At 66.3% G+C, this 25,228-nt stretch carries 18 protein-coding genes and 1 tRNA gene; 2 read left to right on the top strand and 17 right to left on the bottom strand.

What is annotated here, in order from left to right; all coding sequences use genetic code 11:
• Positions 1-14 precede the first annotated feature (14 nt).
• The 5 genes from GTP77_RS08830 to GTP77_RS08810 all read right to left on the bottom strand — a co-directional run bounded on the left by GTP77_RS08830 (position 15) and on the right by GTP77_RS08810 (position 6,411).
• Positions 15-980, bottom strand: a complete 966-nt coding sequence (locus GTP77_RS08830; protein WP_229202129.1) for an EpsD family peptidyl-prolyl cis-trans isomerase — start codon at positions 978-980, stop codon at positions 15-17.
• 106 nt (positions 981-1,086) lie between these two features.
• A complete protein-coding gene (locus GTP77_RS08825) occupies positions 1,087-2,469 on the bottom strand; it encodes an undecaprenyl-phosphate glucose phosphotransferase (RefSeq protein ID WP_161071803.1) in 1,383 nt (460 codons plus the stop codon).
• Positions 2,470-2,477: 8 nt separating this feature from the next.
• Complete coding sequence (epsL, locus tag GTP77_RS08820; protein WP_161071802.1) at positions 2,478-3,677, bottom strand: XrtB/PEP-CTERM-associated polysaccharide biosynthesis outer membrane protein EpsL; 1,200 nt, start codon at positions 3,675-3,677, stop codon at positions 2,478-2,480.
• A 5-nt stretch (positions 3,678-3,682) separates the two neighbouring features.
• Complete coding sequence (locus tag GTP77_RS08815; RefSeq protein ID WP_161071801.1) at positions 3,683-4,378, bottom strand: CAAX prenyl protease-related protein; 696 nt, start codon at positions 4,376-4,378, stop codon at positions 3,683-3,685.
• Positions 4,379-4,500: 122 nt separating this feature from the next.
• Entirely contained in the window at positions 4,501-6,411 is a 1,911-nt protein-coding gene (locus GTP77_RS08810) for an ATP-binding cassette domain-containing protein (protein ID WP_161071800.1), read from the bottom strand.
• A gap of 132 nt (positions 6,412-6,543) precedes the next feature.
• Between GTP77_RS08810 and GTP77_RS08805 the strand changes: the two genes are divergently transcribed.
• Positions 6,544-6,618: transfer RNA gene (locus tag GTP77_RS08805), tRNA-Arg, on the top strand.
• Between the two features lie 255 nt (positions 6,619-6,873).
• Here the strand turns inward: GTP77_RS08805 and GTP77_RS08800 are convergent.
• Positions 6,874-7,119, bottom strand: coding sequence for a hypothetical protein (locus tag GTP77_RS08800; protein WP_161071799.1), 246 nt, complete (start codon positions 7,117-7,119; stop codon positions 6,874-6,876).
• A 483-nt stretch (positions 7,120-7,602) separates the two neighbouring features.
• Between GTP77_RS08800 and GTP77_RS08795 the strand changes: the two genes are divergently transcribed.
• Positions 7,603-9,036 (top strand): aldehyde dehydrogenase family protein, encoded by a 1,434-nt coding sequence (locus tag GTP77_RS08795; RefSeq protein WP_161071798.1) that lies wholly within the window; start codon positions 7,603-7,605, stop codon positions 9,034-9,036.
• A gap of 2 nt (positions 9,037-9,038) precedes the next feature.
• On the opposite strand, the gene GTP77_RS08790 is transcribed toward GTP77_RS08795, so the two are convergent.
• The 11 genes from GTP77_RS08790 to GTP77_RS08740 all read right to left on the bottom strand — a co-directional run bounded on the left by GTP77_RS08790 (position 9,039) and on the right by GTP77_RS08740 (position 25,117).
• Positions 9,039-9,485, bottom strand: a complete 447-nt coding sequence (locus tag GTP77_RS08790; protein ID WP_161071797.1) for a hypothetical protein — start codon at positions 9,483-9,485, stop codon at positions 9,039-9,041.
• Between the two features lie 89 nt (positions 9,486-9,574).
• Entirely contained in the window at positions 9,575-10,276 is a 702-nt protein-coding gene (locus tag GTP77_RS08785; protein WP_161071796.1) for a PEP_CTERM-anchored TLD domain-containing protein, read from the bottom strand.
• Positions 10,277-10,376: 100 nt separating this feature from the next.
• Positions 10,377-10,865 carry a MarR family winged helix-turn-helix transcriptional regulator gene (locus GTP77_RS08780; protein ID WP_161071795.1) on the bottom strand — a complete coding sequence of 163 codons (489 nt, stop codon included), beginning with the start codon at positions 10,863-10,865 and terminating at the stop codon, positions 10,377-10,379.
• 13 nt (positions 10,866-10,878) lie between these two features.
• Entirely contained in the window at positions 10,879-12,540 is a 1,662-nt protein-coding gene (locus GTP77_RS08775) for an AMP-binding protein (RefSeq protein ID WP_187358658.1), read from the bottom strand.
• Positions 12,541-12,618: 78 nt separating this feature from the next.
• Entirely contained in the window at positions 12,619-13,341 is a 723-nt protein-coding gene (locus tag GTP77_RS08770) for a response regulator (RefSeq protein ID WP_161071794.1), read from the bottom strand.
• A 105-nt stretch (positions 13,342-13,446) separates the two neighbouring features.
• Positions 13,447-18,396 (bottom strand): two-component regulator propeller domain-containing protein, encoded by a 4,950-nt coding sequence (locus GTP77_RS08765; protein ID WP_161071793.1) that lies wholly within the window; start codon positions 18,394-18,396, stop codon positions 13,447-13,449.
• A 54-nt stretch (positions 18,397-18,450) separates the two neighbouring features.
• Positions 18,451-19,620: a patatin-like phospholipase family protein gene (locus GTP77_RS08760; protein ID WP_161071792.1), complete on the bottom strand. Its 1,170-nt coding sequence runs from the start codon at positions 19,618-19,620 to the stop codon at positions 18,451-18,453.
• An 18-nt stretch (positions 19,621-19,638) separates the two neighbouring features.
• Positions 19,639-21,414: a gamma-glutamyltransferase gene (gene ggt / locus GTP77_RS08755; protein WP_161071791.1), complete on the bottom strand. Its 1,776-nt coding sequence runs from the start codon at positions 21,412-21,414 to the stop codon at positions 19,639-19,641.
• A 72-nt stretch (positions 21,415-21,486) separates the two neighbouring features.
• Complete coding sequence (locus GTP77_RS08750) at positions 21,487-22,245, bottom strand: 3-hydroxyacyl-CoA dehydrogenase (RefSeq protein WP_161071790.1); 759 nt, start codon at positions 22,243-22,245, stop codon at positions 21,487-21,489.
• A 71-nt stretch (positions 22,246-22,316) separates the two neighbouring features.
• Positions 22,317-22,805 carry a hypothetical protein gene (locus tag GTP77_RS08745; protein ID WP_161071789.1) on the bottom strand — a complete coding sequence of 163 codons (489 nt, stop codon included), beginning with the start codon at positions 22,803-22,805 and terminating at the stop codon, positions 22,317-22,319.
• A gap of 197 nt (positions 22,806-23,002) precedes the next feature.
• Complete coding sequence (locus tag GTP77_RS08740; RefSeq protein WP_161071788.1) at positions 23,003-25,117, bottom strand: sodium-translocating pyrophosphatase; 2,115 nt, start codon at positions 25,115-25,117, stop codon at positions 23,003-23,005.
• Positions 25,118-25,228 lie beyond the last annotated feature (111 nt).

Below are 25,228 nucleotides of genomic sequence, written 5' to 3'. Positions count from 1 at the left end.
TGGATGCGGGTCGTTTATTTCAGGCCGGCCACGCCGCGCGCGGCGGCCTCGTCGGCGGAGGACTGCGATGCGGCGGCCTGCTGGGCCGGCGGCGTTGGGCTGGCAGCGGCGGCAGGTGCGGCAGGTGCCGCAGGCGCGGCGGCGGCGGTCGTGTCCGCCTTGTTGAAGTACTCGATCTTGGCGGTCGAGCGCAGGCGCTTGATCTCGGCCTCGGCCGCTTCCTTGTTCTTCTTGTTGAACAGGAACTGCTCGATCTGCGCGGTGGCCGCGTCCAGGCTGAGCGGGCTGTCCTTGACGTCGGTGATCTGGATCAGCATGCTGCGCTCGCCTTCGCGGATGATGAACAGCTGCCCCTTGGGCATGGCCGCCAGGCGCGCGCCCAGTTCCGGCGGCAAATCGGTGCTGGTGCGGGTCAGGCCGGCGCGCACGTATTTGATCTGGTGCCCGTCCAGCCAGGCGGCGGCCTCCTCCAGCGACTTCACGCTGTCGAGCTGGCTCTTGAGCTGCTCGCTGACGTCCTTGGTGGCCAGCACCAGCTGGCGCATGTCGAACTGCTTGCGGTTCGCGAAGAACTCGGGATGCTGCTGGTAGTACTGCTCCACCTCGCCCTTGGCCGGACGGGCCTGGCTGCCGATGCGCTTCTGCATATACGCCTGCGCCACGATCATGGCCTTGGCGCGCTCGATGGCCTGCATCACCTGCGGGTCGCGCTCCAGCTTGTCCTTGGCCGCTTCGTTTTGCAGCAACTGGCGGTCGATCAGGCCTTCCAGCAGCTGTTTGCGGGCGGTCTCCTGCTGCGCCGCCTGCACGCCGGAGCGCTGCATTTCCTCGTTCAGCTGCAGCACCGTGATCTCCTCGCCATTGACGCTGGCCAGGGCCTGGCCGGTCTTCTTGGCTTTCTCGCCGCACGCGGACAGGGCCAGCGCCGCCGCCAGCATCAAGACGGCCGCCGAACGGCTGGATGGGGAAGCATTTTTCATGATCGTTCCTTTGTGAAAGCTTTGCAACATTGTCATTAGACAAACATCTTAGCGAAACATTGCCAACCGTGACGCACGACTGGCGGCGCTGCCGCCGGCGCCCGGCCTAGTGCGCGTTTTCGCGCGCCGCCACCACCTTGACCGTGCGCATGACGATCAGCAGATCCATCCACAGCGACCAGTTGCGCAGGTAGTCCAGGTCGTAGCGGATGCGCGCCTCCATCTTGTCCAGCGTCTCGGTCTCGCCGCGCAGGCCGTTCACCTGCGCCCAGCCGGTGATGCCGGGCTTGACCTTGTGGCGCAGCATGTAGCCCTTGATCAGCTTGCGGTACTGCTCGTTGTGCGCCACCGCGTGCGGGCGCGGACCGACGATGCTCATGCGCCCCTGCAGCACATTGATAAACTGCGGCAGCTCGTCCAGCGAGGAGCGGCGCAGGAAGGCGCCCACGCGCGTCACGCGCTGGTCGTTCTTGGTCGCCTGCACCACTTTCGCGCCGTCCTCGGCCACCGTCATCGAGCGGAATTTGTAGACGATGATTTCCTCGCCGTACAAGCCGTAGCGGCGCTGCCGGAAGATCACCGGGCCGGGCGAGCTGATGCGCACGGCGGCGGCGATCACCGCCATCACCGGCACCAGCGCCAGCGTGATCAGCGCGGCCAGCACGATGTCGCTGCTGCGCTTGACCAGGCTGTTAAAGCCGGTGAACGGGCTTTCGCAGATGGCGATCACCGGCATGCCGCCCACGTTGTCGAAGCGCGCCTGCATCAGGTCGAACACATAGATATCGGGCAGGAAATAGACCGAGGCCGTGGTGTCCTGCAGCTCGTCGAGCAGGCGGCGGATGCGCGGCTGCGCCGAGATCGGCTGGCTGATGAAGATCATCTTGATCTGGTGCTCGCGCACATAGGCGGCGATGTCGTCCATCGTGCCCAGCACCGGGTGGCGCATGGTGCGCGGCTGGCGCACGTCGGTGCGGTCGTCGAAGAAGCCGCACACCTTCATGTACAGGTTCGGGAAACGGTCTATGGTGTTGGCGAACTTCACGCCCACGTCGTTGGCGCCGATGATGAGCACCGAGCGCAGTTCGCTGTCCTTGGCCGGATCGGAACCGAGCTTGCGCGCGGCCAGGTGGCTCAGCAGCAGCACGAAGGGCGTGGCGAAGAACCACACCAGCACCACGTTCTCGTCGTAGTGGTAGGACAGGCCGCTGACCGAGCCCAGGAACACCAGGATCAGCGCGGTGACCACCCAGCCCACCACGATGTCGCGCGCATAGGCCATCATGCGGCCGCTGCGCCAGGTGCGGTAAGGGTCGACGTACTGGTACACCGAGGACGAGATGAAGAAGGCCAGTATCATCAGCACCAGCGAATAGCCGGTGAAGGGTTCGGCGAACAGCATGGAAAACAGGTACAGCGTGCCCATGATAATGAGCGGGTCCAGCACGCGCTGGAAGAAGGAAATCAGGGGAATGTCGTTAACCGTCATGGTCATTCTCAAAACTGTATGCTGGCACTGACGGCGGCGCCGTGCGTGCGGTAGTTGGTGGAGGCGTTTCCGCTGCGGACTTCATGAAACACATTGGCGGACAGCCGTACCGACTGCAGCGGCGCATAGTTCACGCCCAGGGACGCGTTGCGGCTCTTGTCGTGCAGATTGGGCGGCGCGATCCTGCCCTCCAGCGTACTAAAATCGCGCTTTTCCCGACGCACCGCAGCAACCACGTTGATCTTGGCGGTCGCGTCCCAGGTGGTGCTGAAGCTCGCGCCCTTGTTCAAGCTGTTGTTGACGACATTGCTTTCCACCGGCGCGAATTCACGCCAGGCCGAGGCCTGCATGCGCAGCTTGCGCAGCATGGACCAGTTCATCGAGGCCCGGCCGTTCAGGCCGCTGCTGTCGCGCTCGGGAAAGAAGCTGTGCTTGCGCTCGGCCCAGCCGGCCAGCATGGTGAATTGCGAAGTGGCGGAGAACAGCCAGTACACATTGGCCTTCAGCTCGTTCTGCGTGTAGCCGTCGTCGATGGACGTGCCGCCCAGGATGCGGTGGTTGGGGTATTTTCCCTTGAGCTGGCTGGCCTGCAGGCCGAAGCGGCTACCGCTGGGCGGCAGGTAGTCGAAGCCCAGGTCGACCTGGTCCTCGGTGCGGTTGTTGAACTGCTGCTGCGGCAGGTCGTAGGTGAATTTCTGGCTGCTGGCGGCGGCGCGCACGCGGTAGCTGGGATGGAAGCGCCAGGCGCCGTCCACGTATTCGCGCTTCTGCACGCGCAGGTTGCGCTGGTTGCTGTGGAAGTCGCTGAAGGAGGTCAGCGTTTGCGCATACAGGCCGCCCAGGTGGCCTTCCAGGTGGTTGCCGATGTGCCACTCGAGGTCGGCCAGGTAATCCTTGCCGCTGTAGTCCAGTTCGCTGTAATGGTTGAACTTCACGCGCGACTGCTTGAACTGGCCGGTGAGTTTCTGCCGGCTGATGGGCATGTCGATCAGCACGCCGTACTGGGTCTGCGTCAGCGTGTCGCCGCGCGGCCCCAGCAGGCCGGGGGTGTTGTCGTCCAGCCGGAACAGATTGGCGTCGTAGGAGCGCGTCACGGCCAGGTAGGGGTGGATGGTGTCGCTGACGCCGGCCGCGGCCGGCAGGCAGGCCGCCGCGCCGATCGCACTGATGAGCAGCGCCAGATGTGGTTTTTTGTAAGGGAGTCGCATGGGATTTACCAGTAGTGCCAATTGCCGGTGGCCACGATCCACGCGCCCAGCACCCCATTGGTGACGCCGTGCGCCACGATGGCGGCCCAGAGATTGCCGCTGCGCATATACAGCAGGCTGTAGGCCAGGCCGGCAACCATGCCGGCCAGCCACAAGTTGTGCTCAAAGCCAAACAGCAGCACGGTGATGGCGAGCGCCTTCAGCGACACGGCGGCCGCGCGGACAGAGAGGAAATCGGGGGAATCGAGCCAGCGCAGCAGGAACGAGCGCCAGAACAGCTCCTCCATCACCGGCACCACCAGGGCCGCGCCCGCGATGCGCAGCGCCACCAGGCCCCAGTTGACGGCGCCGCCTGCGCCGCGCGGATCGAAACCGGCCGCGGAGCCGATCTGCATCCAGCCCGCATCGAGGCTGATCCACAGCACGAACACCAGCAGGCCCAAGGCCACGCTGGCCGCCAGCAGCGACGCGCGCATGCCCTTCCACGCCAGCTCGGCGTAGTGGCGCCAGTAGAACATCAGCGCGGCACTGACGGCGAGAATTTTTGCGCCGTACAGCCAGCGCGTGTCCTGCGCGCTATAGCCCAGGCGGACCAGCACGTCGGCAATGAAAATAAAGAACAGATAGACGGCGAACGGAACAATCCGTGCCAGGGCGGGGGCCGAACCTGCGGGCTCGGCGGTAGAGAGGTAGGGTTTCACAGTCGTGCGCCTCGGCCAATTGAAAGATCTGCATTGCTGCCGCAGCCCGGTCGGGCCGCTAAGCAACAATGCAGATCTTACAATTTTCCGCTCTGCAGCAGCGCACGCCTGCGCGGCGGCTGCTAGCCCTTAGCGCGAGCCTCGATCGCTTCCCATTTTTCCAGAGCTTCCAGCAGTTCGCCCTCGATTTGCTCAATACGCGCGTTCACACGCTTGGCTTCGGCCGCGTTTTTCTTGTAGAAATCGGGATCCGACAGCTGCAGATTGAGCGCGGTCTGCTCGTCCTCCAGCGCGGCGATCTGCTTCGGCAGCTCGTCCAGCTCGCGCTGTTCCTTGTAGGACAGTTTCTTCTTGGCAGCAGCAGGCGCGGCGGCAGCGGCGGCCGGGGCGGCCTCCACTTTCGGGGCGGCCTTGGCGGCGGCGGCCTTGGCGGTGGCCGTGGTGTCGCGCACGCGCTCCCAGTCGGTGTAGCCGCCGACGAATTCGCGCCAGTTGCCCTCGCCTTCGGCCACGATCACCTGGGTCACCACATTGTCCAGGAACATGCGGTCGTGGCTGACCAGGAACACGGTGCCCGGGTAGTCTTCCAGCAGCTCTTCCAGCAGCTCCAGGGTGTCGATATCCAGGTCATTGGTCGGTTCATCGAGCACCAGCACGTTGGCCGGCTTGGCGAACAGGCGCGCCAGCAGCAGGCGGTTGCGCTCGCCGCCGGACAGGGTCTTGACCGGCGAACGCGCGCGTTCCGGCGCAAACAGGAAGTCGCTCAGATAGCTCATGGCGTGCTTGCGCTGGCCGTTCACTTCCACCCAGTCGCTGCCCGGGGCGATGGTTTCCAGCAGGCTGGCTTCCTCGTTGAGCTGGGTGCGCATCTGGTCGAAGTACGCCACCTGCAGCTTGGTGCCCTGCTTGACGGTGCCGCTGTCCGGCGTTTCCTCGCCCAGAATCAGCTTGAGCAGGGTGGTCTTGCCGGCGCCGTTGGCGCCGATCAGGCCCACCTTGTCGCCGCGCAGAATGGTGGCGCTGAAATTGTTGACGATCTTACGGTTGTAGGACTTGGACACGTTCTCCAGTTCCGCCACGATCTTGCCCGAGCGGTCGCCGGCCGACACCTGCAGGGTGACCTGGCCCTGCTGGTCGCGGCGCACGGCGCGCTGCTCGCGCAGGCGCTCCAGGCGGCGCACACGGCCTTCGTCGCGGGTGCGGCGCGCCTTCACGCCTTTGCGTATCCACACTTCTTCCTGGGCCAGGAATTTATCGAACTTGGCGTTCTCGATTTCCTCGATCTCCAGCTGTTCGGCCTTGCGCACCTGGTAGGTGGTGAAGTTGCCCGGATAGGACAGCAGGCGGCCACGGTCCAGCTCGATAATGCGGGTGGCCACGTTGTCCAGGAAGGAGCGGTCGTGGGTGATGAACAGCACCGAGCCCTTGTAGTCCTTGAGCAGGCCTTCCAGCCACATGATGGAGGTGAAGTCCAGGTGGTTGGTCGGTTCATCGAGCAGCAGCACGTCCGGCGCCGACACCAGCGCGCGCGCCAGCGCCACGCGCTTTTGCATACCGCCGGACAGGGTCTTCATCAGCGACTCGGCGGCCAGGTTCAAGCGGTCCAGCGTGGCTTCCACCTTGTTTTTCAGGTTCCATGCATCGGCCGCGTCCAGCTTGACCTGGATGTCGTGCATGCGCTCCATCAGCGCGTCGTCGTCGCCCTGGCCGAACTGGCCGGTCAGCGCGTCGTACTCCTTCAGCAGGTCCTGCAGGTCGCCCATGCCGGACGCCACCGCCTCGTACACCGTCATCTCCGGCTCGAACACCGGCTCCTGCTCCACGTAGGCGATCTTCAGGCCCTGCTGCATCACCAGCAAGCCGTCGTCGAGCTTGAAGCGGCCGGAAATGATTTTCAGCAGGGACGACTTGCCCGTGCCGTTGCGGCCGATCAGGCCGACGCGTTCGCCCGTTTCCAGCGAAAATTCCGCATGGTCAAGGAGCGCAAAGTGGCCGAACGCCAGTTGCGCGGAAGAAAGAGAGATGACTGCCATAGTGAGTAAGCCTGCGCGCGGCGTGGTGAGGAAGCCGCTGAAAAGATGAATGAAGCCAGCATTGTACCGACATCGGGGAGGCGGGACTATTTTTTGCCTGCCCATCGGCTATAATTGCGCTCGCCTAGCGTCCTCCCCGTAGCACAATGGATAGTGCACATGCCTCCTAAGCGTGGGATACTGGTTCGATTCCAGTCGGGGGGACCACCAGCATCTTCCTCTGCGCAGATTCGCCATGCTGGGTTGGCGCGCCCACCAAGCAAGCTCCCTCGGAGCCTTTGACTGGGCTCGCTGCCGATGCAACTCTCGACCAAAAATCGTCTCTGGTAGCGTCAGCGTAGGGCTTTGCGCGCTCGACCTCCTTACTGACATCGATTTCCATAGCTAATTTTCGCTGCTCGACTGCACGATCTTTAAAGCATGCAGCGGCCATTTTTTTCCCTGCAATCCGAACTTTCATATTCAGTCCTCAGTTGCCGTTTGCGCCGTAGTAAGACGTTTCCGCAGGCCCAGCACCGCACCACCTCGCCTTATTACACTGGTGTAGCCCAAGTCTATATAGAAGTCCAGCAGATCCGGCGCGGGCCGCCACAGCACAGCTTGATCGCAGCCAGTGAGCGCGCCCATAGTCTCAATGTAGCGCGTAGCGATCGCTTCGATGAAGCGAACCAAATGCACAGCATGCGGATCACGTTCCAGCCAGTCCAAGCTCGCCACGACTTTGCCATCGCTGACTCTGCCAAGTGCCAACCCACACAGTCTGGAGTGAACCCAAATTGCCAGTTCAATTCGCCTCGGCCGCTTCCTTGCTCGCCGCAACAGTCTGTCCCAGTTCCACCCGACCCGCCGATCATGCCATTCGGATGCTTGCTCCAGTGCTCCGGGGCCGATATCGCTCAAGCGCAACGCAGGGTGTCTCGTAAGTAGCTCTTCTAAAACTATTGCACGAGCAATGCCACGATACTGACGAAAGTAGATTTCCAGGCGAGCCGCGCTATCGTCCCGCATATGATTTAATCGTCTGCCGGGTTGAAAAAGTCAATCTACAACCCGATTGGAGCCGCCGGTTTGATGACAGACAATCTCCGCCGCAAAAAGTTCATTGCCTGGCGAGGCGATTAGAGGGTTTATGTAAAAAACGGCAACGCCGCCGTGCTACGCTGGCCGGATTACTTTTACCATTCCAGCCCCATGAGCGAAGCTGATCCTCTCGATATCCAGGCCACATTTGATGCGCAGCTGGCCACTGCGCTGGCGTGGCGCACGTCCACGGCGCAGCAAAGGCTGCGACGCATCCGCCGCCTGCGCGATGCGATGATGGCGCAGCGCGAGGCTTTCTACGCAGCGTTCGCGCAGGATTACCGCAAACCGCCAGCGGAGGTGGAGGCGTCTGAATTCCTGCCGGTGATGGATGAGATCCGCCATGCGCTGGGCCGCCTGAAACGCTGGATGAAGCCGCGCACGGTATGGCCCACCACCACCATGCTGGGCACGCGCGCGTCGGTGCAGTACCAGCCTCGCGGGCGCGTGCTGATCGTGGCGCCGTGGAACTATCCGCTGAGTTTGTGCTTCGGACCGCTGGTGTCGGCGCTGGCGGCGGGCAACACGGCCATCATCAAGCCGTCCGAGATGACGCCTGCCGTGTCCGCGCTGATGGGCCGCATTATCGCCAGCGTATTCCCGGCCAACGAGGTGGCGCTGTTCGAGGGCAGCCAGCCTACCTCGCGGGTGCTGCTGGAGCTGCCTTTCGACCACATCTTTTTCACCGGCTCGCCCGCCGTGGGCAAGCTGGTGATGGCGGCCGCAGCCAGGCACTTGGCCAGCGTGACGCTGGAGCTGGGCGGCAAGTCGCCCAGCATCGTGGACGCCAGCGCCAACCTCAAGCTGGCGGCGGAAACGCTGATGTGGGGGAAGTTCCTGAACAACGGCCAGACCTGCGTGGCGCCCGACCATGTCTATGTGCACGCGTCCGTGAAAGACGCTTTCGTGGATGCCTGCCGCGCCGTGTTGCAGCAGCGCTACGGCGCCGGTCCGGCGGCGCAGAAGGCCAGCGCCGATCTGGCGCGCGTTGTGAACCGGCGCCACACGCAACGCCTGGCAAGTCTGCTGGCGGATGCGCAGCAGCGCGGCGCGCGCCTGCTGGCAGGCGGCGAAGTGGATGAAGATCAGTGCTATATCGCGCCCACGCTGCTGGACCGGATACCAGCCGGCGCGGCGATACTGTCGGAGGAGATTTTCGGTCCGCTGCTGCCCATTATCGGCTACACGGAGCTGGACCAGGTGATCGCCGCCATCAACGCGGCGCCCAAGCCGCTGGCCTTGTACGTGTGGAGCACAGACCGGCGCGCGGTGGGAAAGGTGCTGGAGCAGACCAGCTCGGGCGGCGCCTGCGTGAACCATTGCGTGGCACATTTCGCGCACGGCAATCTGCCGTTCGGCGGCGTGAATAATTCAGGCATGGGCAGCGCGCACGGCGAGTATGGCTTCAAGGCTTTCTCGCACGAGCGCGCGGTACTGCGCGCCTCGCCGCTCATGCTCATCAAGCTGTTTTTCCCACCCTACACCGGGCGGCGCACCGGCCTGATGCGCACCATCGTCGATGCACTGCGCCTGCCGATGCTGTAACGTCAGGCTGGCTGCAGTGCGTGTTCCAGCGCCTGCGACAGCATGGCGCTCAGTTGCGGTTCGGCGCCGCTGGGCAAGGTCAGCTTGCCGCTGAAGTAGCGCAGGCCGCCGCTGGAACGCTCGGCCACCAGCGACGCTTCGCCTTCGCTTGGAAGGTGCAGGCTGACCGTCAGCAGGCTGTCGGCCGCGCCGCGCAGGCGCACTTCCAGCGTGACGCCGGCGTGCGTGTCGAACAGCTTGCGGCTCGCCTCGCTCACCAGGCAGCCGCCCTGCGCGCGCGCGATCACCGCCGTGCACGTGCGCAAGGCCGCATCGGCGCGCTGCGCCAGCTCGGTGCGCACCGCGCCCGCCTCGGCCAGGCCAGCCATGCGCTCCACTTCGGCGAGCATCAGCTCGTCTTCCATCCGCTCGAGCATGAGCAGGATTTCGTCTTTATTTATATTGCCCATATGAAATATATATTTCCAAATGACAAGAACAAATGCAGTATATCACCAAGAAACGCGCGTGATGCGGGAATTTTTTTCCCCTCTAACGTTCAGTTCGGTTTGCGGCAGGCGTAGGCCATGACACCCAATCCGGCCACCAGCAAGGCCAGCGTCCCAGGTTCCGGCACTGCACGCACGGCGTACACCTCCATTGCCAGGTAGGTGAACTGGCCGGTGCCCGCCACGCTGCCGCCAAAGGGCTCGGCGCCCGGCTCGAAGCTGTAGTAAGAGGTCAGATAAGAGCTGCCGCCGGTGGCCAGGTCCTCATTCACCAGCAGGTCCGCGCCGCTGCCAAAGGCCGGTCCGCACTTGGCACAGTTATAGGTCTGGTGCGAGCCGTAGTCCGGCACTCCCTGGTCCGGCGGAGCGGGCACCTGGCGGTACATATGGCCCGCGGTGGCGTTGAAGATAAAGGCGGTGCGCTCGGACTCGGGTATGGTGATGTTCTCCCCGTCCACCGAACTCCAGCTTTGCGGATTGTAGCCGCCGATTACCCAAATGTTGCCGGCACTGTCGCGCGCGCGCAGCAGCGAGAACGTGGCGCCCTTGCCGTCCGCGGCGGCATGGAACTGCGCGGCGCTGTCGCCGTCCTTGCGGACGAACAGCTGGTCCAGCTCAGTATTCGCGCTGCCCAGCCAGCCCAGCAGCTGGGTCTTCAATTCGGACGTCATGATGGGGGTGGCATACGCCGGCGCCGCCCCCAGGCTCCAGAGCAGGCCCGCCACAGTGGCGGCCTTCACAGCGTTCAACATACAACCTCCATCAACCATTGCAAAAGATTCAACGCTATCACAATGGTGCGCGCCTGTCGCCACGATTGGATTAGAATGCCCGCCGCACCGCAGACAGCGCCTATTCCGGCGCGTTCAGGTGGCGCTTCATCTGCGACAGCAGGTCGATCAGCTGGCCTTTGTCGGCCGCCGGCATGGGCTGCAGCAGTTCGGCTACCCAGCTTTCATGCACCGCCGCCATCCTGGCGAAGGCGCTGCGGCCCTCCTGCGTGAGCTTGACGCTGTAGGCGCGGCCATCCTTCGGATCGGGCACGCGCATGACCAGGTTTTCCTGCTCCAGCTGGTCGGTGATGCCGGTGATGTTGCCGCCGGTGACCATCATGCGCTTGGACAGTTCGCCCATGCGCAGCCCCTCGGGGTGGCGTTCCAGCTGCGCCATCAGATCGAAGCGCGGCAGCGTGATGCCGAAGGTGGTGCGCAGGCGGCTGCGGATTTCATTCTCTATCTTCACCGTGCAGGACAGCATGCGCAGCCACAGCTTGAGCGACTGGTGGTGTTCCTGCGTAAGGCGGCTGGCCAGGTCCAGGTCCTGGTTTTCGGGTAATGGCATAAGTCTTCCTTGCTTATTTACTTGGACTGGCGCGCAGTTTGAAGCGCTGCAGCTTGCCCGTTTCGGTGCGCGGCAAGGCGGCCAGGAAACGGATGGCGCGCGGGTATTTGTAAGGCGCGATCTGGCCCTTCACGAACTCCTGCAATTCGGCGGCCAACTGCGGCGACGCATCATAGCCGGGTTTGAGCACGACGTGGGCTTCGACGACCTGGCCGCGCTCCTCGTCCGGCGTGCCGACCACGCCGCATTCGGCCACCGCCGGATGGCGCAGCAGCGCGTCCTCCACCTCGGGGCCGGCGATGTTGTAGCCGGCGGAGATAATCATGTCGTCCGTGCGCGAGCGGTAGAAGAAATAGCCGTCGGCGTCCATTTCATAGGCGTCGCCGGTGAGGTTCCAGCCATGGTGGACATAGTCGCGCTGGCGGTCGTCGGCCAGGTAGCGGCAGCCGGTCGGGCCTTTCACGGCCAGCCGTCCCACCATGCCCGGCCCCACCGGATTGCCGTCGCGGTCCAGGATGCAGGCCTGGTAGCCGGGCACCGGCTTGCCGGTGGCGCCGGGGCGGATGTCGCCGTCCGCCGCCGAGATAAAGATGTGCAGCATTTCGGTGGCGCCTATGCCGTCTATCATGCGCAGGCCGGTGGCCTGCTGCCAGGCCTCGCGCGTGGCCAGCGGCAGCGCTTCGCCCGCCGAGACGGATTTTTTCAGGCTGGCGATGTCGTACCTGGCGGCCAGCGGCGCCATCTGGCGGTAGAAGGTGGGAGCGGTGAAGCACACCGTGGCGCGGTATTGCTGGATGGCCTGCAGCAGCGTTTCGGGCGTGAGCTTTTCCAGCAGCACGGTGGCGGCGCCCACGCGCAGCGGGAACAGCAGCAGGCCGCCCAGGCCGAAGGTAAACGCCAGCGGCGGCGTGCCGATGAAGATGTCGCCGGGTTCGGAGCGCAGCACCGAACGCGGGAAGCAGTCGCAAATGGCCAGCACGTCGCGGTGGAAATGCATGGTGCCTTTGGGGACGCCGGTGGTGCCGGAGGTGAAACTGATCAGGCAGACGTCGTCCGCAGCGGTATCGCAGGCGGCGAAGCCGGCGGGCTGCAGCGTCATCATGGCTTCGAGCGATGCATCATCCGCCGCCTCGGCGTTGAACCAGACCACCTGGGCGGGCAAGCCTTCGGCCGCTTCCAGTTCCGTGCGCAGGCTGGCGGCGCACAGCACCGCGTCCACCTTGGCCTTGGCCATGATGGCGCCCAGTTCGCGCGCGCGCAGCAGCGGCATGGTGGGCACGGCAACCAGCCCGGCCTTGAGCACCGCCAGCACGGCGGTCGCCATCATGGGATTGTTGGCGCCGCGCAGCAGCACGCGGTTGCCGGTCTTCAGTCCCATGGGGCCGCGCAGCACGTGGGCGATGCGGTCCACCTGCTCCAGCAGATGCGCATAGGTCCAGCTGCGGTCCGCGCCGCCGTGCGCGTAGTGGATGGCGATGCGGCCACCCTGTCCTGCCGCCAGGGCGCGGTCCAGCAGTTCCGCCACGCAGTTCAGGCGTTCCGGATAGTTGAGTTCGGGGAGGTCGAAGCGCAGCTCGGGCCACAGGTCCGCTGCTGGCAGATTCATGCGCGTGAAGGGGTCTTCGTGTGCGCTGTCGCTCAACCCCGGTAAGGGTGCGGCATTGGGTCTGTTCATGGTCGCCCTGGATAGATGGTCGGTTCAAGTCAGCCTGACGGCTAATTTAAACCTAAACCATTTCTGCCACAAGCAGATTCAGTTGCCGCCGCCAATCGATTTGCGCACCAGCGCGGACTGGTGGATAACGGCGCGTATCACGTCCGACAGCACGGCCTGCACCGCGTCGCTGGACAGAAATCCGGGCGCGAAACTCTTCAGCGCCGCCGCCGCGCCGTGCAGGCCCAGCGTGACGCAGCCGGCGTGCAAACGGTCGATACGGGCTTGCGCCTCCTGCTGCTCGCCGCGCGCGAACAAGGCGTCCAGTTCGCCGCTGGCCACGGTGAGCTGGTTCTGGAAGCCGGTCAGGTAGACCAGCAGGCGGTCGGCGTTGATGCCCAGCCGCAGCTGCGTGGCGGACGGGGTTTCAGCTACGTGCTCGTAGCCGCTGGCGGCCTGGTCGAGGAAGGCGGTGAGGTGGATGCGCACCTGGTCGGCCTGGAAGGGCTTGACGATGTAGCCGGCCGCGCCGGCCTTGGTGGCCTGCTGCACGGTCTCCTTGTCGGTGGCCGAGGACACCAGCACGAAGGGCACGGCGTTCAGGGCGTGGTTGCCTTTCACGCGCTGCAGCAGCTCCATGCCGGACAGGCGCGGCATGCGCAAGTCGCAAAAGACGATGGCAGGCCGCAAGCCGTCTTCCAGCTGCTGCCAGGCGTCCGCGCCGTCTTCCGCTTCCACGATGTCGAATTTTCCGCAGCTGTCGATCAGGTGCATCAGCACCATGCGCGACACCACGTCGTCATCCACTACCAAAACTTTCATGTAGGTCTCCAGTGCCCTGCCGTACCCCTTTGCAGATACGCGCTGTCAGTCAGTTGTCGCCGTTCTGTGGCACTAACGTCAATATAACCGATAAGCGGTTCGCTGTCAGTCCGCTTGAGCCATGCCGTCCATGCCGGCCGTCGCCGCCAGCAGGACCCGCAGCTGCGGCATGCGCAAGGCGATTTCTTCCCACGCGGCGCGGTCGGCGCGTTCTTCCAGTTCGCCGCACAGGTCGCGCAGTTCCGGTTCGTCCAGGTAGGCCGCGCTGCCCTTCATGCCGTGGAACAGGCGCGCCGCGCCGTCGCTGTCGCCGTGGACGATGGCCTCGTCCAGGTCGGCCAGGCGCGCAGGCAGGTCGGCCAGGAAGGCGGCGCGCAGGCGCGCCTTCAAGGGATCGTCGTCATGCCCGCGCGGGCCGTGCACGGCGGCTGCGACGGACGGCGCGACCGGCGCGGACGGCACGCCGAACATGGCGTCCAGTTCATCGATGCTGGGCGCGCGCGGCCCCATGCGCTGCAGCACGATGCCGCGCTGCAGCTGGCGCTCGATGGCGCGGCTCAGCTGATAGTGCAACGCAGCTTCGTCGATAGGCTTGGTCAGGAAATCGTCCATGCCGGCCGCCAGGTAGCGGCTGCGGTCTTCCTCGCTGGCGTTGGCGGTCAGCGCGATGATCATCAGTTCCTGGTCGCGCACCGGCGCGCCGTCCGGGCCGCCCTCGCGTATCAAACGGGTGGCGGTGGGGCCGTCCATCTCCGGCATGCGGCCGTCCATCAGTATCAGGTCGTAGCGGGTGCGCGCGCAGGCGGCCACCGCCAGCAGGCCGTTGGCCGCCACGTCAACCTTGTGGCCCAGCTCCTCCAGCATCATGCGGATAATGATCTGGTTGGTGGGATAGTCCTCGGCGCACAGCACCTTGAGCTGGTGGCTGTGCGGCTCGCGCGGCATATGCACCACCGTGGGCGGCGCCACGCCGTCGGCCAGCGGCAGCTCGAAGGTGAACACGCTGCCCACGCCCGGCGTGCTGGCCACGCGGATCTCGCCGCCCATCAGCTCCACCAGCTGGCGGCAGATGGCCAGCCCCAGGCCGGTGCCGCCGTAGCGGCGCGTGGTGGTGGTGTCGGCCTGCTCGAACTTCTGGAACAGGCGCGGCATGGCGTCGGCCGGGATGCCGATGCCGGTGTCCTCCACCGTGAAGCGGATCAGGTTGTCGCCCGGGCGCACCGGCGCCGGCTGCGGCGCGGGCAAGCGCTCCACGCGCAGGCGCACCTCGCCGCGCTGAGTGAACTTGAAGGCGTTGCCCACCAGGTTGACCAGCACCTGGCGCAAGCGGGTCGGGTCGCCCAGCACGTACACCGGCAGGTTCTCGTCCAGCTCCACCGAGAAGCCCACGCTGTAGGCGGCGGCCTGCTCGTCGAACAGCGCGGCCACGTTCTGCACCATGCCGGCCAGCGCGAAGTCGATATTTTCGATACTCAGCTTGCCCGCTTCGATCTTGGAGAAGTCCAGCAGGTCGTTGATGATGCCCAGCAGCGCCTGCGCGTTGACCTGCGCCCGTTCGATCTGCTCGCGCGTCACGTCCTGCAGCGTGGCGTCGCGCAGCGCAAAGCCCTGCATGCCGATCACGCCGGCCAGCGGGGTGCGCATCTCGTGGCTCATATTGGCCAGGAACTCGGACTTCTGGCGCGTGGCGTCTTCCGCCTTCTGCTTGGCGTAGCGCAGGCGCTCCTCGTTGTCCTGCAAGGCGCGGTTGGCCAGCGCCAGCTCCTCGGTGTGCAGCCGCACCTTGGCCTGCTGCTGCATCAGCTCCACCTGCGTCTCGCGCAGTTCCTGCAGCGTTTCCTCCAGGCGCTGGTAGGCCAGCGCGTTGTCCAGGCTCACGGCGGCGTGCGCGGCCAGCGTTTGCAGCATGTCCAGGTGCACCTGGCGGTAGGCGTGGGTTTCCTTGCTCTGCACCGACAGCACGCCCACCACGCGGTCGTTCACGATCAGCGGCGTGTACAGCATGGACTGCGCGTAATCGGGCTCGCTGCCGTCGGCCAGCAGCACCGGCTTGAGCTTTTCCAGCCCGGCCGGCCCCATGTAGCGGCTGTATTCGGCGAAGAAGTCGTTGATGAAGATGTCGTGCCGGTGCTGCAAGCACCACACGGCCAGCTGGTCCGGGTCGTCCACCTTGCGGCTGTATGGCAGGCTGCGCACGCCGCGCTCCATCGAGAACGGGAACTCCAGCACGCCCTCCTCCTCGCGGTAGAAGCCGATGCCGAACATGTGCGCGTCCATCAGGTGGCGCACGTGGCGGTACAGCGTGCGCATGGCTTTCTCGATGTCCAGCGTGGCGCTCATTTCGCGCCCGATCTCGCTCAGCACCGAAATATTGCGGTGCGCCTGCTCCACCGCCTCCTTCTGCAATTCCACTTCCTGGCGCTGGCGCTCGGCGTCCATATGGCGCTGCTCGGCCTCGGCGCGCTGCGCCTCCGCTTCCAGGCGGCGCTTTTCCAGCTCCATCTTCTGCTGCTGCAGCAGCTGGTTCTTCAGCTCCACCTCGGCCGTGCGCAGGCCCACCTGCTGCTCCAGGCGGGTCTTCTGGCCGCGCAGCTGGCGCATGCGCACGCGGTACACGCCGTAGGCGCTGCCCAGCAGCAGCAGCGCCATGCCGCCGCGGAACCACCAGGTCTTCCACAGCGGCGGCAGGATGGTGATCTCCAGCGTGGCCGCGTTGTCGTTCCAGATGCCGTCCTTGTTGGCCGCCTTCACGCGGAACACGTAGCGGCCCGGATCGAGGTTGGTGTAGGTGGCGAAGCGCTTGCCGGCGTCGGTCACCACCCAGTCGTGGTCGAAGCCCTGCAGCTGGTAGGCGTATCGGTTGCGCTGCGGTGCGGCGTAGTGCAGCGCGGCGAACTCCAGCGAGAACACCGAGTCCTCCTCGCGCAGCGTGAGCGCGGCGGTGTGCTCGATGGCGCTTTTGAGCACGCTGCGCTCGCCGTCCTGGCCGGCCTTGACCGACTTGTTGAAGATCTGGAAATCGGTAATGGCCACCGTGGGCGCCACGCTGTTCTCGCGGATCTCGCCCGGCGCGAAAGCGGTCACGCCGTTGAAGCCGCCGAAATACATGGTGCCGTCGGGCGTGCGCAGCGCCGCGCCGTCGAAGTAGGCGCCCTCGATGGTGCCGTCGGCGCCGGCGTAGTTGCGCACCTCGCCGCCCGGCACGGACAAGCGCGTGATGCCAGTATTGGTGCTCAGCCACAGGTGGCCCTGCTCGTCGTCCAGTATGCCGGCGATGGCGTCGTCGGCCAGGCCGTCCTTGCGCTGGTAGCGCTTGAACCGCACCGTGCCGTCGGCGGCCTGCTCCATGCGGTTCAGGCCCGCCGCCGTGCCGACCCAGATCACGCCCTGCTTGTCCTCGAACAGGTAGTGCACCTCGTCATGGCTGAGGGAGGCAGGATCCTTGGGGTCGTGGTGGAAGTGGCGGAAGCGGCCGCTCTGGCGGTCCAGCAGGTCCAGGCCGTTGAACGTGCCCACCCACAGCGCGCCGCGCCTGTCCTCCAGGATGGGGCGCACCACGTTGTCGGCCAGGCTGTTGCTGTCGGCCGGGTCGTGGCGGTAGGTGTGGCTGGCGCCGGTCTTCGGATCGTAGCGGTGCAGGCCGCCGCGCGTGGCCACCCACAGCACGCCGCCGCGGTCGCCCACGATGTTGCGCACGTTGTCGCCGTCGGGATCGCTGTGCCAGGCGCGCACGCGCTGGTAGCGGCGCGTGGCCGTGTCGAAGCGGCGCAGGCCGTTGCGCCCGCCCACCCACAGCGTGCTGCCGTTCTTCTCCTTCCACAGCGAGATCACCTGCGGGTCGCGCACGTCGGCAAAGTCGGGCGCCGGATCGCGGAACACCTGGCCCTCGCCGCTGATCGGGTCGTACAGGGTGAGGCCGTCGTTGTTGCCCAGCCAGAGCTTGCCGCCGCCGGCGTCGACGATGGCGCGCACCTTGTTGTCGCTCAGCGAGCGCGGACGTTCGGCGTCGTGCACCAGGCGCGCAAAGCCGCCGCTGCCCAGGTCCACCCGGCTCACGCCGCTGTACCAGGTGCCCACCCACATGGTGCCCAGGCGGTCGCGGAACAGCGCCGACACGTAGTTGTCCGCCAGGCTGTGCGGGTCGGAGACCTGGTGCCGGTACTGCACGAAGCGGTCCTCGGCAGGGCGCCAGCGGAACAGGCCCTCGGTCTGGCTGCCGGCCCACAGCGTGCCTTCGACGTCCTGGTAGATCACCGTCACCACGCCCGGCTTCAGGCCCTGCTTCTCGCTCAGGCGGCGGCGCTGCGGCGCCTCGGCGCCCTTGGCCAGCTTCCATTGCTCGATGCCGGCCATGGTGCCTATCCACAGCACATGGTTCTTGTCCGCGAACAGCGACAGCACGGCCTCGAAGCGCGTGTCCGGCGCCGCCTCCACCTTGAAGTGGCGGAAGGCCTGCGCGCCGGGTTCCAGCAGGTCCAGGCCCGCCGCCGTGCCCACCCACAGCCGGCCGGCGGCGTCGCGCGCCAGCGCGTTCACCTGGTCGCTGCCCAGGCTGCCCGGCAGCTCGGCGTCGTGGTGCCAGTAGGTGTAGCGGCCGGTGGCCGGATCGAAGTGCTGCAGGCCATCCGAGGTGCCTATCCACAGCCCGCCGCTGCCGTCGTCGACGATGGCGCGCACGTGGCGGTTGCCGTTGCCGCGCTTGGCCGGCTCGCTGGGCGGGAAATGCGTGAAGCTCTGGGTAAGCGGCTCGTAGCGGTCCAGCCCCCCGTCGGTGCCTATCCACATGCGGCCGGCGCGGTCCACGTGCAGCACGCGCACCCAGTTGTCGGCCAGGCTGCGCGGGTCGGACACGGCGTTGCGGTAGGTCAGGATGCGCGCGCCGTCGTAGCGGCTCAAGCCGGCCTGGCTGCCGAACCACATGAAGCCCTGCTGGTCCTGGGCCACCGCCAGCACCGACTCCTGCGCCAGGCCGTCCTGCACGTCCAGCTGCTCGAAGCGCAGCGTGCGCGGCGGCGCGGCGCCCTGCGCCGGCGGCAGCAGGCCGCATGCCAGCATGGCTGCGAGGCAGAGAACACGGCGGACAGGCAGCGCAAGCAGCACAGGCAGGTCCTAGCTATTGAAGAAGGCCAGCACGTCGGCCTTGCGCGCATGCGTATCGCGCTGCCCCAGGCGTATCAGCTCGCAGGTGTACGTCGATTCAAACAGCAGGTAGGAGGCGAGCGAGGAACCGCGCGTTTCGGTGGCGCCTATGCCCGACAGCATGGTGCGTATCGGCGCAGGCAGGCTGCCGATGTGGCGGCTGGCGATATCGTCCAGCCGCTCGGACGGCGCGATCACCAGCAGCTCGACCGGCTTGAGCGGTGTTTGCGACAGGTACTCCGGCGGCAGCAGCGACAAGGTCTTGTTGATGCGCTCCAGGCGTTCGATGTCCACCGCCAGGCTGTCGAGGAAAATCGAGGACAGCGCATGGCCGGCGATCTGCGCCAGGCTGGGGTAGCGCGCGGTCTCGCTGCGCTGCTGCACCGGCTCGGACAGGCGCCCCGCGCCGATCACCAGCACCTTGTCGGCGCCCAGGTGGATGGCCGGCGAGATGGGCGCCAGCTGGCGCATGGAGCCGTCGCCGCAGTATTCGTGCTGGCCGCCCAGGTAAAGCGGCGTGGCTGGGAAAATGAAGGGGATGGCCGACGAGGCCAGCAGGTGCTCCACGCCGATCTGGTCCTGCATGGCGATGCGCTGGGTGCGCACCCACGGCGCGATCTCGGCGGCGGTCTGGAAAAAGGTGACGTGCTGGCCGCCGGTGTAGGACGAGGCGGTGACGGCCAGCGCGTGCAGCAGGCCCTCCTGCAGCACCGTGTCCAGGCGCGGCAGGTCCAGCATGCGGTGCAGCAGGCTGACCAGCGGGGTGTTGTCGAGCAGGGAGCGCGGCGGCGCAGCGCGCCACTTGCGCAGCAGCCAGCCGAAGGACAGCAGTGACAGCCAGCGCGCGCCGGAGCGGATCACGCCCAGCGAGTCGGCGCGGTAGACCTGCTCCACCGAGAAGTTCTGCCAGACGTCGAGCAGCTTCTGCACGCCCTCGCTGAAATTGTCGGCGCGGCAGGCCAGCGCCGTGGCGTTGATGGCGCCGGCCGATGTGCCGCAGATGATGTTGAACGGATTGCGCGAAGGCGGCCAGCCTTCTTCCCACAGGATCTCGTTAATCGCTTGCAGCACACCCACCTGGTAGGCGGCGCGCGCGCCGCCGCCGGAGAGGACCAGACCTGTTTTCTTTTTCATTCCCATCTGACAAGAGTAGCAGGGTCAGTCGCCGCGCACAACGCCCTCGCGGCGCGGATCGGCGCCGCCAAACCACACTTCCTTGCCGTTGCGCGTGACGCGCATGATGCCCTGCAGGCCGGAGTTCTGCTCGTACTGGCGCACTTCGTGGCCGCGCGCCTTGAGCGCGTCCACCACGGCCGGCGCCACGCGCGCCGCTTCCAGCTCGGTGGGGCCGTTGCGGCTGCCGAAATTGGGCAGGCTGATGGCCTGCTGCACGTCCAGCTTCCAGTCCAGCGTGCCGACCAGCACCTTGGCCACGTAGTTGATGATGGCCGAGCCGCCCGGCGAACCGGTCGACAGCACCAGCTTGCCGGTGGCCTTGTCGAACACCAGCGTGGGCGACATGGCGCTGCGCGGGCGCTTGCCCGGCTGGACGCGGTTGGCGATGGGACCGTTCTCGTCCACCGAATCGAAGGAGAAGTCGGTCAGCTGGTTGTTCAGGATGAAGCCGTCCACCATCTGGCGCGAGCCGAATGCGTCTTCCACCGAGGTGGTCATGGAGATCACGTTGCCGTAGGCGTCCGCCACCGACAGGTGGGAGGTGGCCGGGCTTTCGATGGCGTTGTCCACGCCCCAGGCCACATTGACGGAGTCCGGCACGCCAAAGCGCGCACTGCCCATGGAGCGCTCGCCGATCAGGGAGGCGCGCTGCTGCAGGTAGTGCTTGTCCAGCAGCGCCGCCGCGCCCTTACCGGGCAGCGGCACGAAGTCGGTGTCGGCCACATAGCGGGCGCGGTCGGCGTAGGCCAGGCGGCCCGCTTCCGAGAACAGGTGGATGGCTTCCACGCCCAGCTGGCCGTTCACCGGCGCGTAGCGCTCCATGCCCTTGGTCTCGAGCACGCCCAGCATCTGCGCGATGGCGATGCCGCCGGAAGACGGCGGCGGCATGCCGCACACGGTCCAGGTTTTATAGTCGGAGCACACAGGGTCGCGCCGCTTGGCCTGGTAGGCGGCTATGTCGGCCGCCGTCAGCAGGCCGGGATTGCCCGGGTGCGACGCCACCTTGGCGGCGATGTCGCCGGCGATGCGGCCCTTGTAGAACGCGTCCGCGCCGCCCTTGGCCACTTCGCGCAGGGTGCGCGCCAGCTCGGGGTTCTTCAGCACGTGGCCCACCGGCCAGGGCTTCTTGTCCGGGCCGTAGAAATAGGCGGCGGCCACCGGGTCGCGGGAGATGTATTTGTCCCAGGTCAGCAGGCCGTTCAGGCGCGGGCTGACGGCAAAGCCGTTTTCCGCCAGCTTGATGGCGGGGCCGAACAGCGTGGCCCACGGCAGCTTGCCGTGCTCCTTGTGCGCCAGCTCCAGCATGCGCAGCACGCCGGGCGCGCCGGTGGAGCGGCCGCCCACCACGCCCGCTTCACGCGAGAGCGGCTTGCCGTTCGCGTCCTGGAACAGTTTTTCGGTCGCGGCCGAAGGCGCGGTTTCGCGGCCGTCATAAGCCTGCACGCGCTTGCCGTCGAAGTGCATCACGAAGGCGCCGCCGCCTATGCCAGACGACTGCGGCTCGACCAGCGTGAGCATCAGCTGGGTGGCGATGGCCGCGTCGATCGCGCTGCCGCCCTGCTTGAGCATCTCGTAGCCCGCCGCGGAGGCGTGCGGGTTGGCCGAGGCCACCATGTATTTTTCGGCGACGACGCCGGTTTTCTCGGTGTAGCCGGTGGCGATTTCAGGCGCGCGCTGGGCGCTGTCCTGGGCGTAAGCGATGGATGCCGATTGTGCGGCCAACAGTGCGGCCAATGCCAGCGCGTGCAACTTGATCATGTAAGCTCCAAAAATAAATCGGGCGCGCAACCAAGGCTGCGCGCCCGATGACTTTCGCATCCTACAGCAAGTTTATTTCGGTTGCATCCTGATAGCACCGTCCAGGCGGATGGTTTCGCCGTTCAGCATCACGTTTTCGATAATCGACTTGGCCAGCATGGCGTATTCGGACGGCTTGCCCAGGCGCGGCGGGAACGGCACCATCTTGCCCAGCGCGTCCTGCACTTCGGCCGGCATGCCCAGCAGCATGGGGGTTTCGAAGATGCCGGGGGCGATGGTCATCACGCGGATGCCGCTACGCGACAGGTCGCGCGCCATGGGCAGCGTCAGGCCCACCACGGCGGCCTTGGAGGCGCCATAGGCCGCCTGGCCGATCTGGCCGTCATAGGCCGCCACGGAGGCGGTGTTGATGATGATGCCGCGCTCGCCGTGCTCGGCCGCTTCGGTCTTGCCCATGGCGTCCGCCGCCAGGCGGCACATATTGAAGGTGCCCACCAGGTTGATGTTCACGGTGCGCTGGAACACGTCCAGCGGATGCGGGCCGTCCTTGCCCACGGTTTTCACGGCCGGCGCCACGCCGGCGCAGTTGATGAGGCCGCGCAGCGTGCCCAGCGCGGCGGCTGCTTCCACCACGGCCTTGCCGTCCGCTTCCGACGTGACGTCGCACTTGACGAATACACCCTTCAATTCGGCAGCCAGCGCCTGGCCGGCTTCGGCCTGCACATCGGCCAGCACCACCTTGCCGCCCGCGTCCACGATCATGCGCGCAGTCGAGGCGCCCAGGCCCGACGCGCCGCCGGTGATGATGAATACGTTGTCCTTGATTTGCATGTCTTCCCCTATCCGGTTGTTTTGCGAAAACCATACTTTACGTTTACGTAAGCGTAAATGCCAATTGTAGCTCAACACTGCACCCAGTGGCCATCCGTGCGGCAGGGACGGCCGGACGGGTCCAGCACCACCGGGCCGGTGCCCTGGTAGCGGGTGCCGCTGGCGTCGCGGCAGCCGGCGGCGTCGCACGTGCCCAGGGGACGGATGGAGGATGGCGCGGGGGCCGCCGGGGCGGGAACATAGGCGGTGGCAGGCGGACGCGAAAGCTGCGGCAGCGGCTGGGAGGATGGCGGCGGAGCCAAGCGGGGTTGCGGCGCGGTTTGCTCCGCCTGGCGGCGCTGGGCGAAGTTGCGGTAAGGCGCGGGGCGGCAAGGCTCGACCAGCAGCTTCTTGCCGCCGGGGGCGAGCGAGCAGACTGGCAGCCTGCGGAAGGCTTCGGCGGCCGCTTCGCCGCCCGCGGCATCCGGCACCACGCGCGGCAGCGGCGCGGCGGGCTGCCGGGCATCGGCGGCCGGGGAAATGAGCTGGCAGGCCAGCAGTGCGGCAAACACGGTCTTCATGGCATCCTCCCGCAGCGCGGCGACAGGACATGATACCGCCACCCGGCCCGCCTTGGCGCGCGGACCGGGGACCGGGCACCGGACGCCGCAGGCCGTAGGGCGGGTTAGCGGGAACCGCGTAACCCGCCGGCGCGGCGGCTCCGGCGGCTCCTGCGGGTTACGGCCAAGGCTGCGCCTCGGCCTAACCCGCCCTGCGCTTACCGTACCGGCGCGGGCGCCACCAGCGCTGGCGGTGCGTGTGCCGCTTGCGGCGTGACCGACAGCCAGCCCGACGCAGGCAGCAGCGGCACCAGCAGCAGCGCCACGATGTTGATGATCTTGATCAGCGGATTGACCGCCGGCCCCGCCGTATCCTTGTACGGATCGCCCACGGTGTCGCCGGTGACGGCCGCCTTGTGCGCGTCCGAGCCCTTGCCGCCGAAATTGCCGTCCTCGATGTATTTCTTGGCGTTGTCCCAGGCGCCGCCGCCGGTGGTCATGGAAATGGCCACGAACAGGCCGGTGATGATGGTGCCCATCAGCAGCCCGCCCAACGCCGCCGAACCCAGCAGCATGCCCACCAGCACCGGCACCAGCACCGGCAGCAGCGACGGCACGATCATCTCCTTGATGGCCGACGCGGTCAGCATGTCCACCGCCTTGTGGTATTCCGGCTTGCCGGTGCCATCCATGATGCCCTTGATGTCGCGGAACTGGCGCCGCACCTCCACCACCACGGCGCCCGCCGCGCGGCCCACCGCCTCCATCGCCATGGCGCCGAACAGGTACGGTATCAGGCCGCCGATGATCAGGCCCACGATCACCATGGGGTTGGACAGGTCGAAGGTGATGCTCTTGCCCACCGACTCCAGCGCGTGCGTGTAGTCGGCGAACAGCACCAGCGCAGCCAGGCCGGCCGAGCCGATGGCGTAGCCCTTGGTGACGGCCTTGGTGGTGTTGCCCACCGCGTCCAGCGGATCGGTAATGGCGCGCACCGAATCCGGCATGCCGGACATTTCGGCGATGCCGCCGGCGTTGTCGGTAATCGGGCCATAGGCGTCCAGCGCCACCACAATGCCCGCCATCGACAGCATGGACGTGGCGGCGATGGCGATGCCGTACAGGCCGGACAGCTGGTAGGACACCAGGATGGCCGCGCACACGGCCAGCACCGGATAGGCGGTGGATTTCATGGACACGCCCAGCCCGGCGATGATGTTGGTGCCGTGCCCGGTGGTGGAAGCCTCGGCGATGTGGCGCACCGGATGGAAGTCGGTGCCGGTGTAGTACTCGGTGATGTAGACCATGAGCCCGGTCAGCACGATGCCGACCACGGTCGAGCCCATCATCTTGTAGCGCATGGCGTCGTCCGGCCATACCTGCCAGGTGACGGCGGCAAAGCCCACCAGCGACAGGCCCGCCGCCCACCACAGCCCGGTGTACAGCGCCGACATGATCTTCTTGCCCGGCTTGGCCTTGACCATGGAGCAGCCGACGATGGACGCGAGGATGGACACCGCGCCCAGCAGCAGCGGATAGACGATGGCCTGGGTCGGCGCATTGACGATCATCAGCGCGCCCAGCAGCATGGTGGCGATCAGGGTCACCACATAGGTTTCGAACAGGTCGGCCGCCATGCCGGCGCAGTCGCCGACGTTGTCGCCCACGTTGTCGGCGATCACGGCCGGGTTGCGCGGGTCATCCTCGGGGATGCCGGCTTCGACCTTGCCCACCAGGTCGGCGCCCACGTCCGCGCCCTTGGTGAAGATGCCCCCGCCTAGGCGGGCGAAGATGGAAATCAGCGAAGCGCCGAAGGCCAGGCCGATCAGCGGCTTGATCACGTCGTGCGGGGTCAGCGTGGGATTGGGGTAGCCGTTGGAGGCCAGGCCGGTCAGCAGCGCGTAGAACAGCACCACGCCCAGCAGGCCCAGGCCCACCACCAGCATGCCGGTGATGGCGCCGCCCCGGAAGGCGACGTCGAGCGCTTCGTTCATGCCCTTGGTGGCGGCCTGCGCGGTGCGCACATTGGCGCGCACGGACACGTTCATGCCGATGAAGCCGCAGGCGCCGGACAGCACCGCGCCGATCAGAAAGCCGAGCGCGGTTTTCACGTCCAGCAACACGCCGATGGCGATCAGCAGTACGATGCCGACCATGGCGATGGTCTTGTATTGCCTGCCCAGGTAGGCGGCGGCGCCCTCCTGGATCGCCGTTGCGATTTCCTGCATGCGCGCGTTGCCGGCATCCTGCCGCAAAATCCAGCTGCGCGCCCATAAACCATACACCACGGCGATCACGCCGCAGGCTACCGCGAACCAAAGGCTTGCTGTCATATTGTCCCCTTCGTTTGTTATCAAGCTCGATCACTACAGCCTTACGAACTGCGTACTGCGCTGACGCGCCCGCCGGTTGTTGGCGGGCTAAAACAGAAGTTGATATCGAGT

The organism is Pseudoduganella aquatica (assembly GCF_009857595.1).
GTDB lineage: Bacteria > Pseudomonadota > Gammaproteobacteria > Burkholderiales > Burkholderiaceae_D > Rugamonas > Rugamonas aquatica_A.
Note: the sequence above shows the minus strand (reverse complement) of the source record. Positions and strands in the feature narration are given on the sequence as shown.

Excerpts from the sequence above, each read along its gene's own strand:
- GTP77_RS08830 (WP_229202129.1), bottom strand. The coding sequence starts at position 980 with ATGAAAAATGCTTCCCCATCCAGCCGTTCGGCGGCCGTCTTGATGCTG.
- GTP77_RS08825 (WP_161071803.1), bottom strand. The coding sequence starts at position 2,469 with ATGACGGTTAACGACATTCCCCTGATTTCCTTCTTCCAGCGCGTGCTG.
- epsL (WP_161071802.1), bottom strand. The coding sequence starts at position 3,677 with ATGCGACTCCCTTACAAAAAACCACATCTGGCGCTGCTCATCAGTGCG.
- GTP77_RS08810 (WP_161071800.1), bottom strand. The coding sequence starts at position 6,411 with ATGGCAGTCATCTCTCTTTCTTCCGCGCAACTGGCGTTCGGCCACTTT.
- GTP77_RS08795 (WP_161071798.1), top strand. The coding sequence starts at position 7,603 with ATGAGCGAAGCTGATCCTCTCGATATCCAGGCCACATTTGATGCGCAG.
- GTP77_RS08790 (WP_161071797.1), bottom strand. The coding sequence starts at position 9,485 with ATGGGCAATATAAATAAAGACGAAATCCTGCTCATGCTCGAGCGGATG.
- GTP77_RS08785 (WP_161071796.1), bottom strand. The coding sequence starts at position 10,276 with ATGTTGAACGCTGTGAAGGCCGCCACTGTGGCGGGCCTGCTCTGGAGC.
- GTP77_RS08780 (WP_161071795.1), bottom strand. The coding sequence starts at position 10,865 with ATGCCATTACCCGAAAACCAGGACCTGGACCTGGCCAGCCGCCTTACG.
- GTP77_RS08775 (WP_187358658.1), bottom strand. The coding sequence starts at position 12,540 with ATGAACAGACCCAATGCCGCACCCTTACCGGGGTTGAGCGACAGCGCA.
- GTP77_RS08770 (WP_161071794.1), bottom strand. The coding sequence starts at position 13,341 with ATGAAAGTTTTGGTAGTGGATGACGACGTGGTGTCGCGCATGGTGCTG.
- GTP77_RS08765 (WP_161071793.1), bottom strand. The coding sequence starts at position 18,396 with ATGCTGGCATGCGGCCTGCTGCCGCCGGCGCAGGGCGCCGCGCCGCCG.
- GTP77_RS08760 (WP_161071792.1), bottom strand. The coding sequence starts at position 19,620 with ATGGGAATGAAAAAGAAAACAGGTCTGGTCCTCTCCGGCGGCGGCGCG.
- ggt (WP_161071791.1), bottom strand. The coding sequence starts at position 21,414 with ATGATCAAGTTGCACGCGCTGGCATTGGCCGCACTGTTGGCCGCACAA.
- GTP77_RS08750 (WP_161071790.1), bottom strand. The coding sequence starts at position 22,245 with ATGCAAATCAAGGACAACGTATTCATCATCACCGGCGGCGCGTCGGGC.
- GTP77_RS08745 (WP_161071789.1), bottom strand. The coding sequence starts at position 22,805 with ATGAAGACCGTGTTTGCCGCACTGCTGGCCTGCCAGCTCATTTCCCCG.
- GTP77_RS08740 (WP_161071788.1), bottom strand. The coding sequence starts at position 25,117 with ATGACAGCAAGCCTTTGGTTCGCGGTAGCCTGCGGCGTGATCGCCGTG.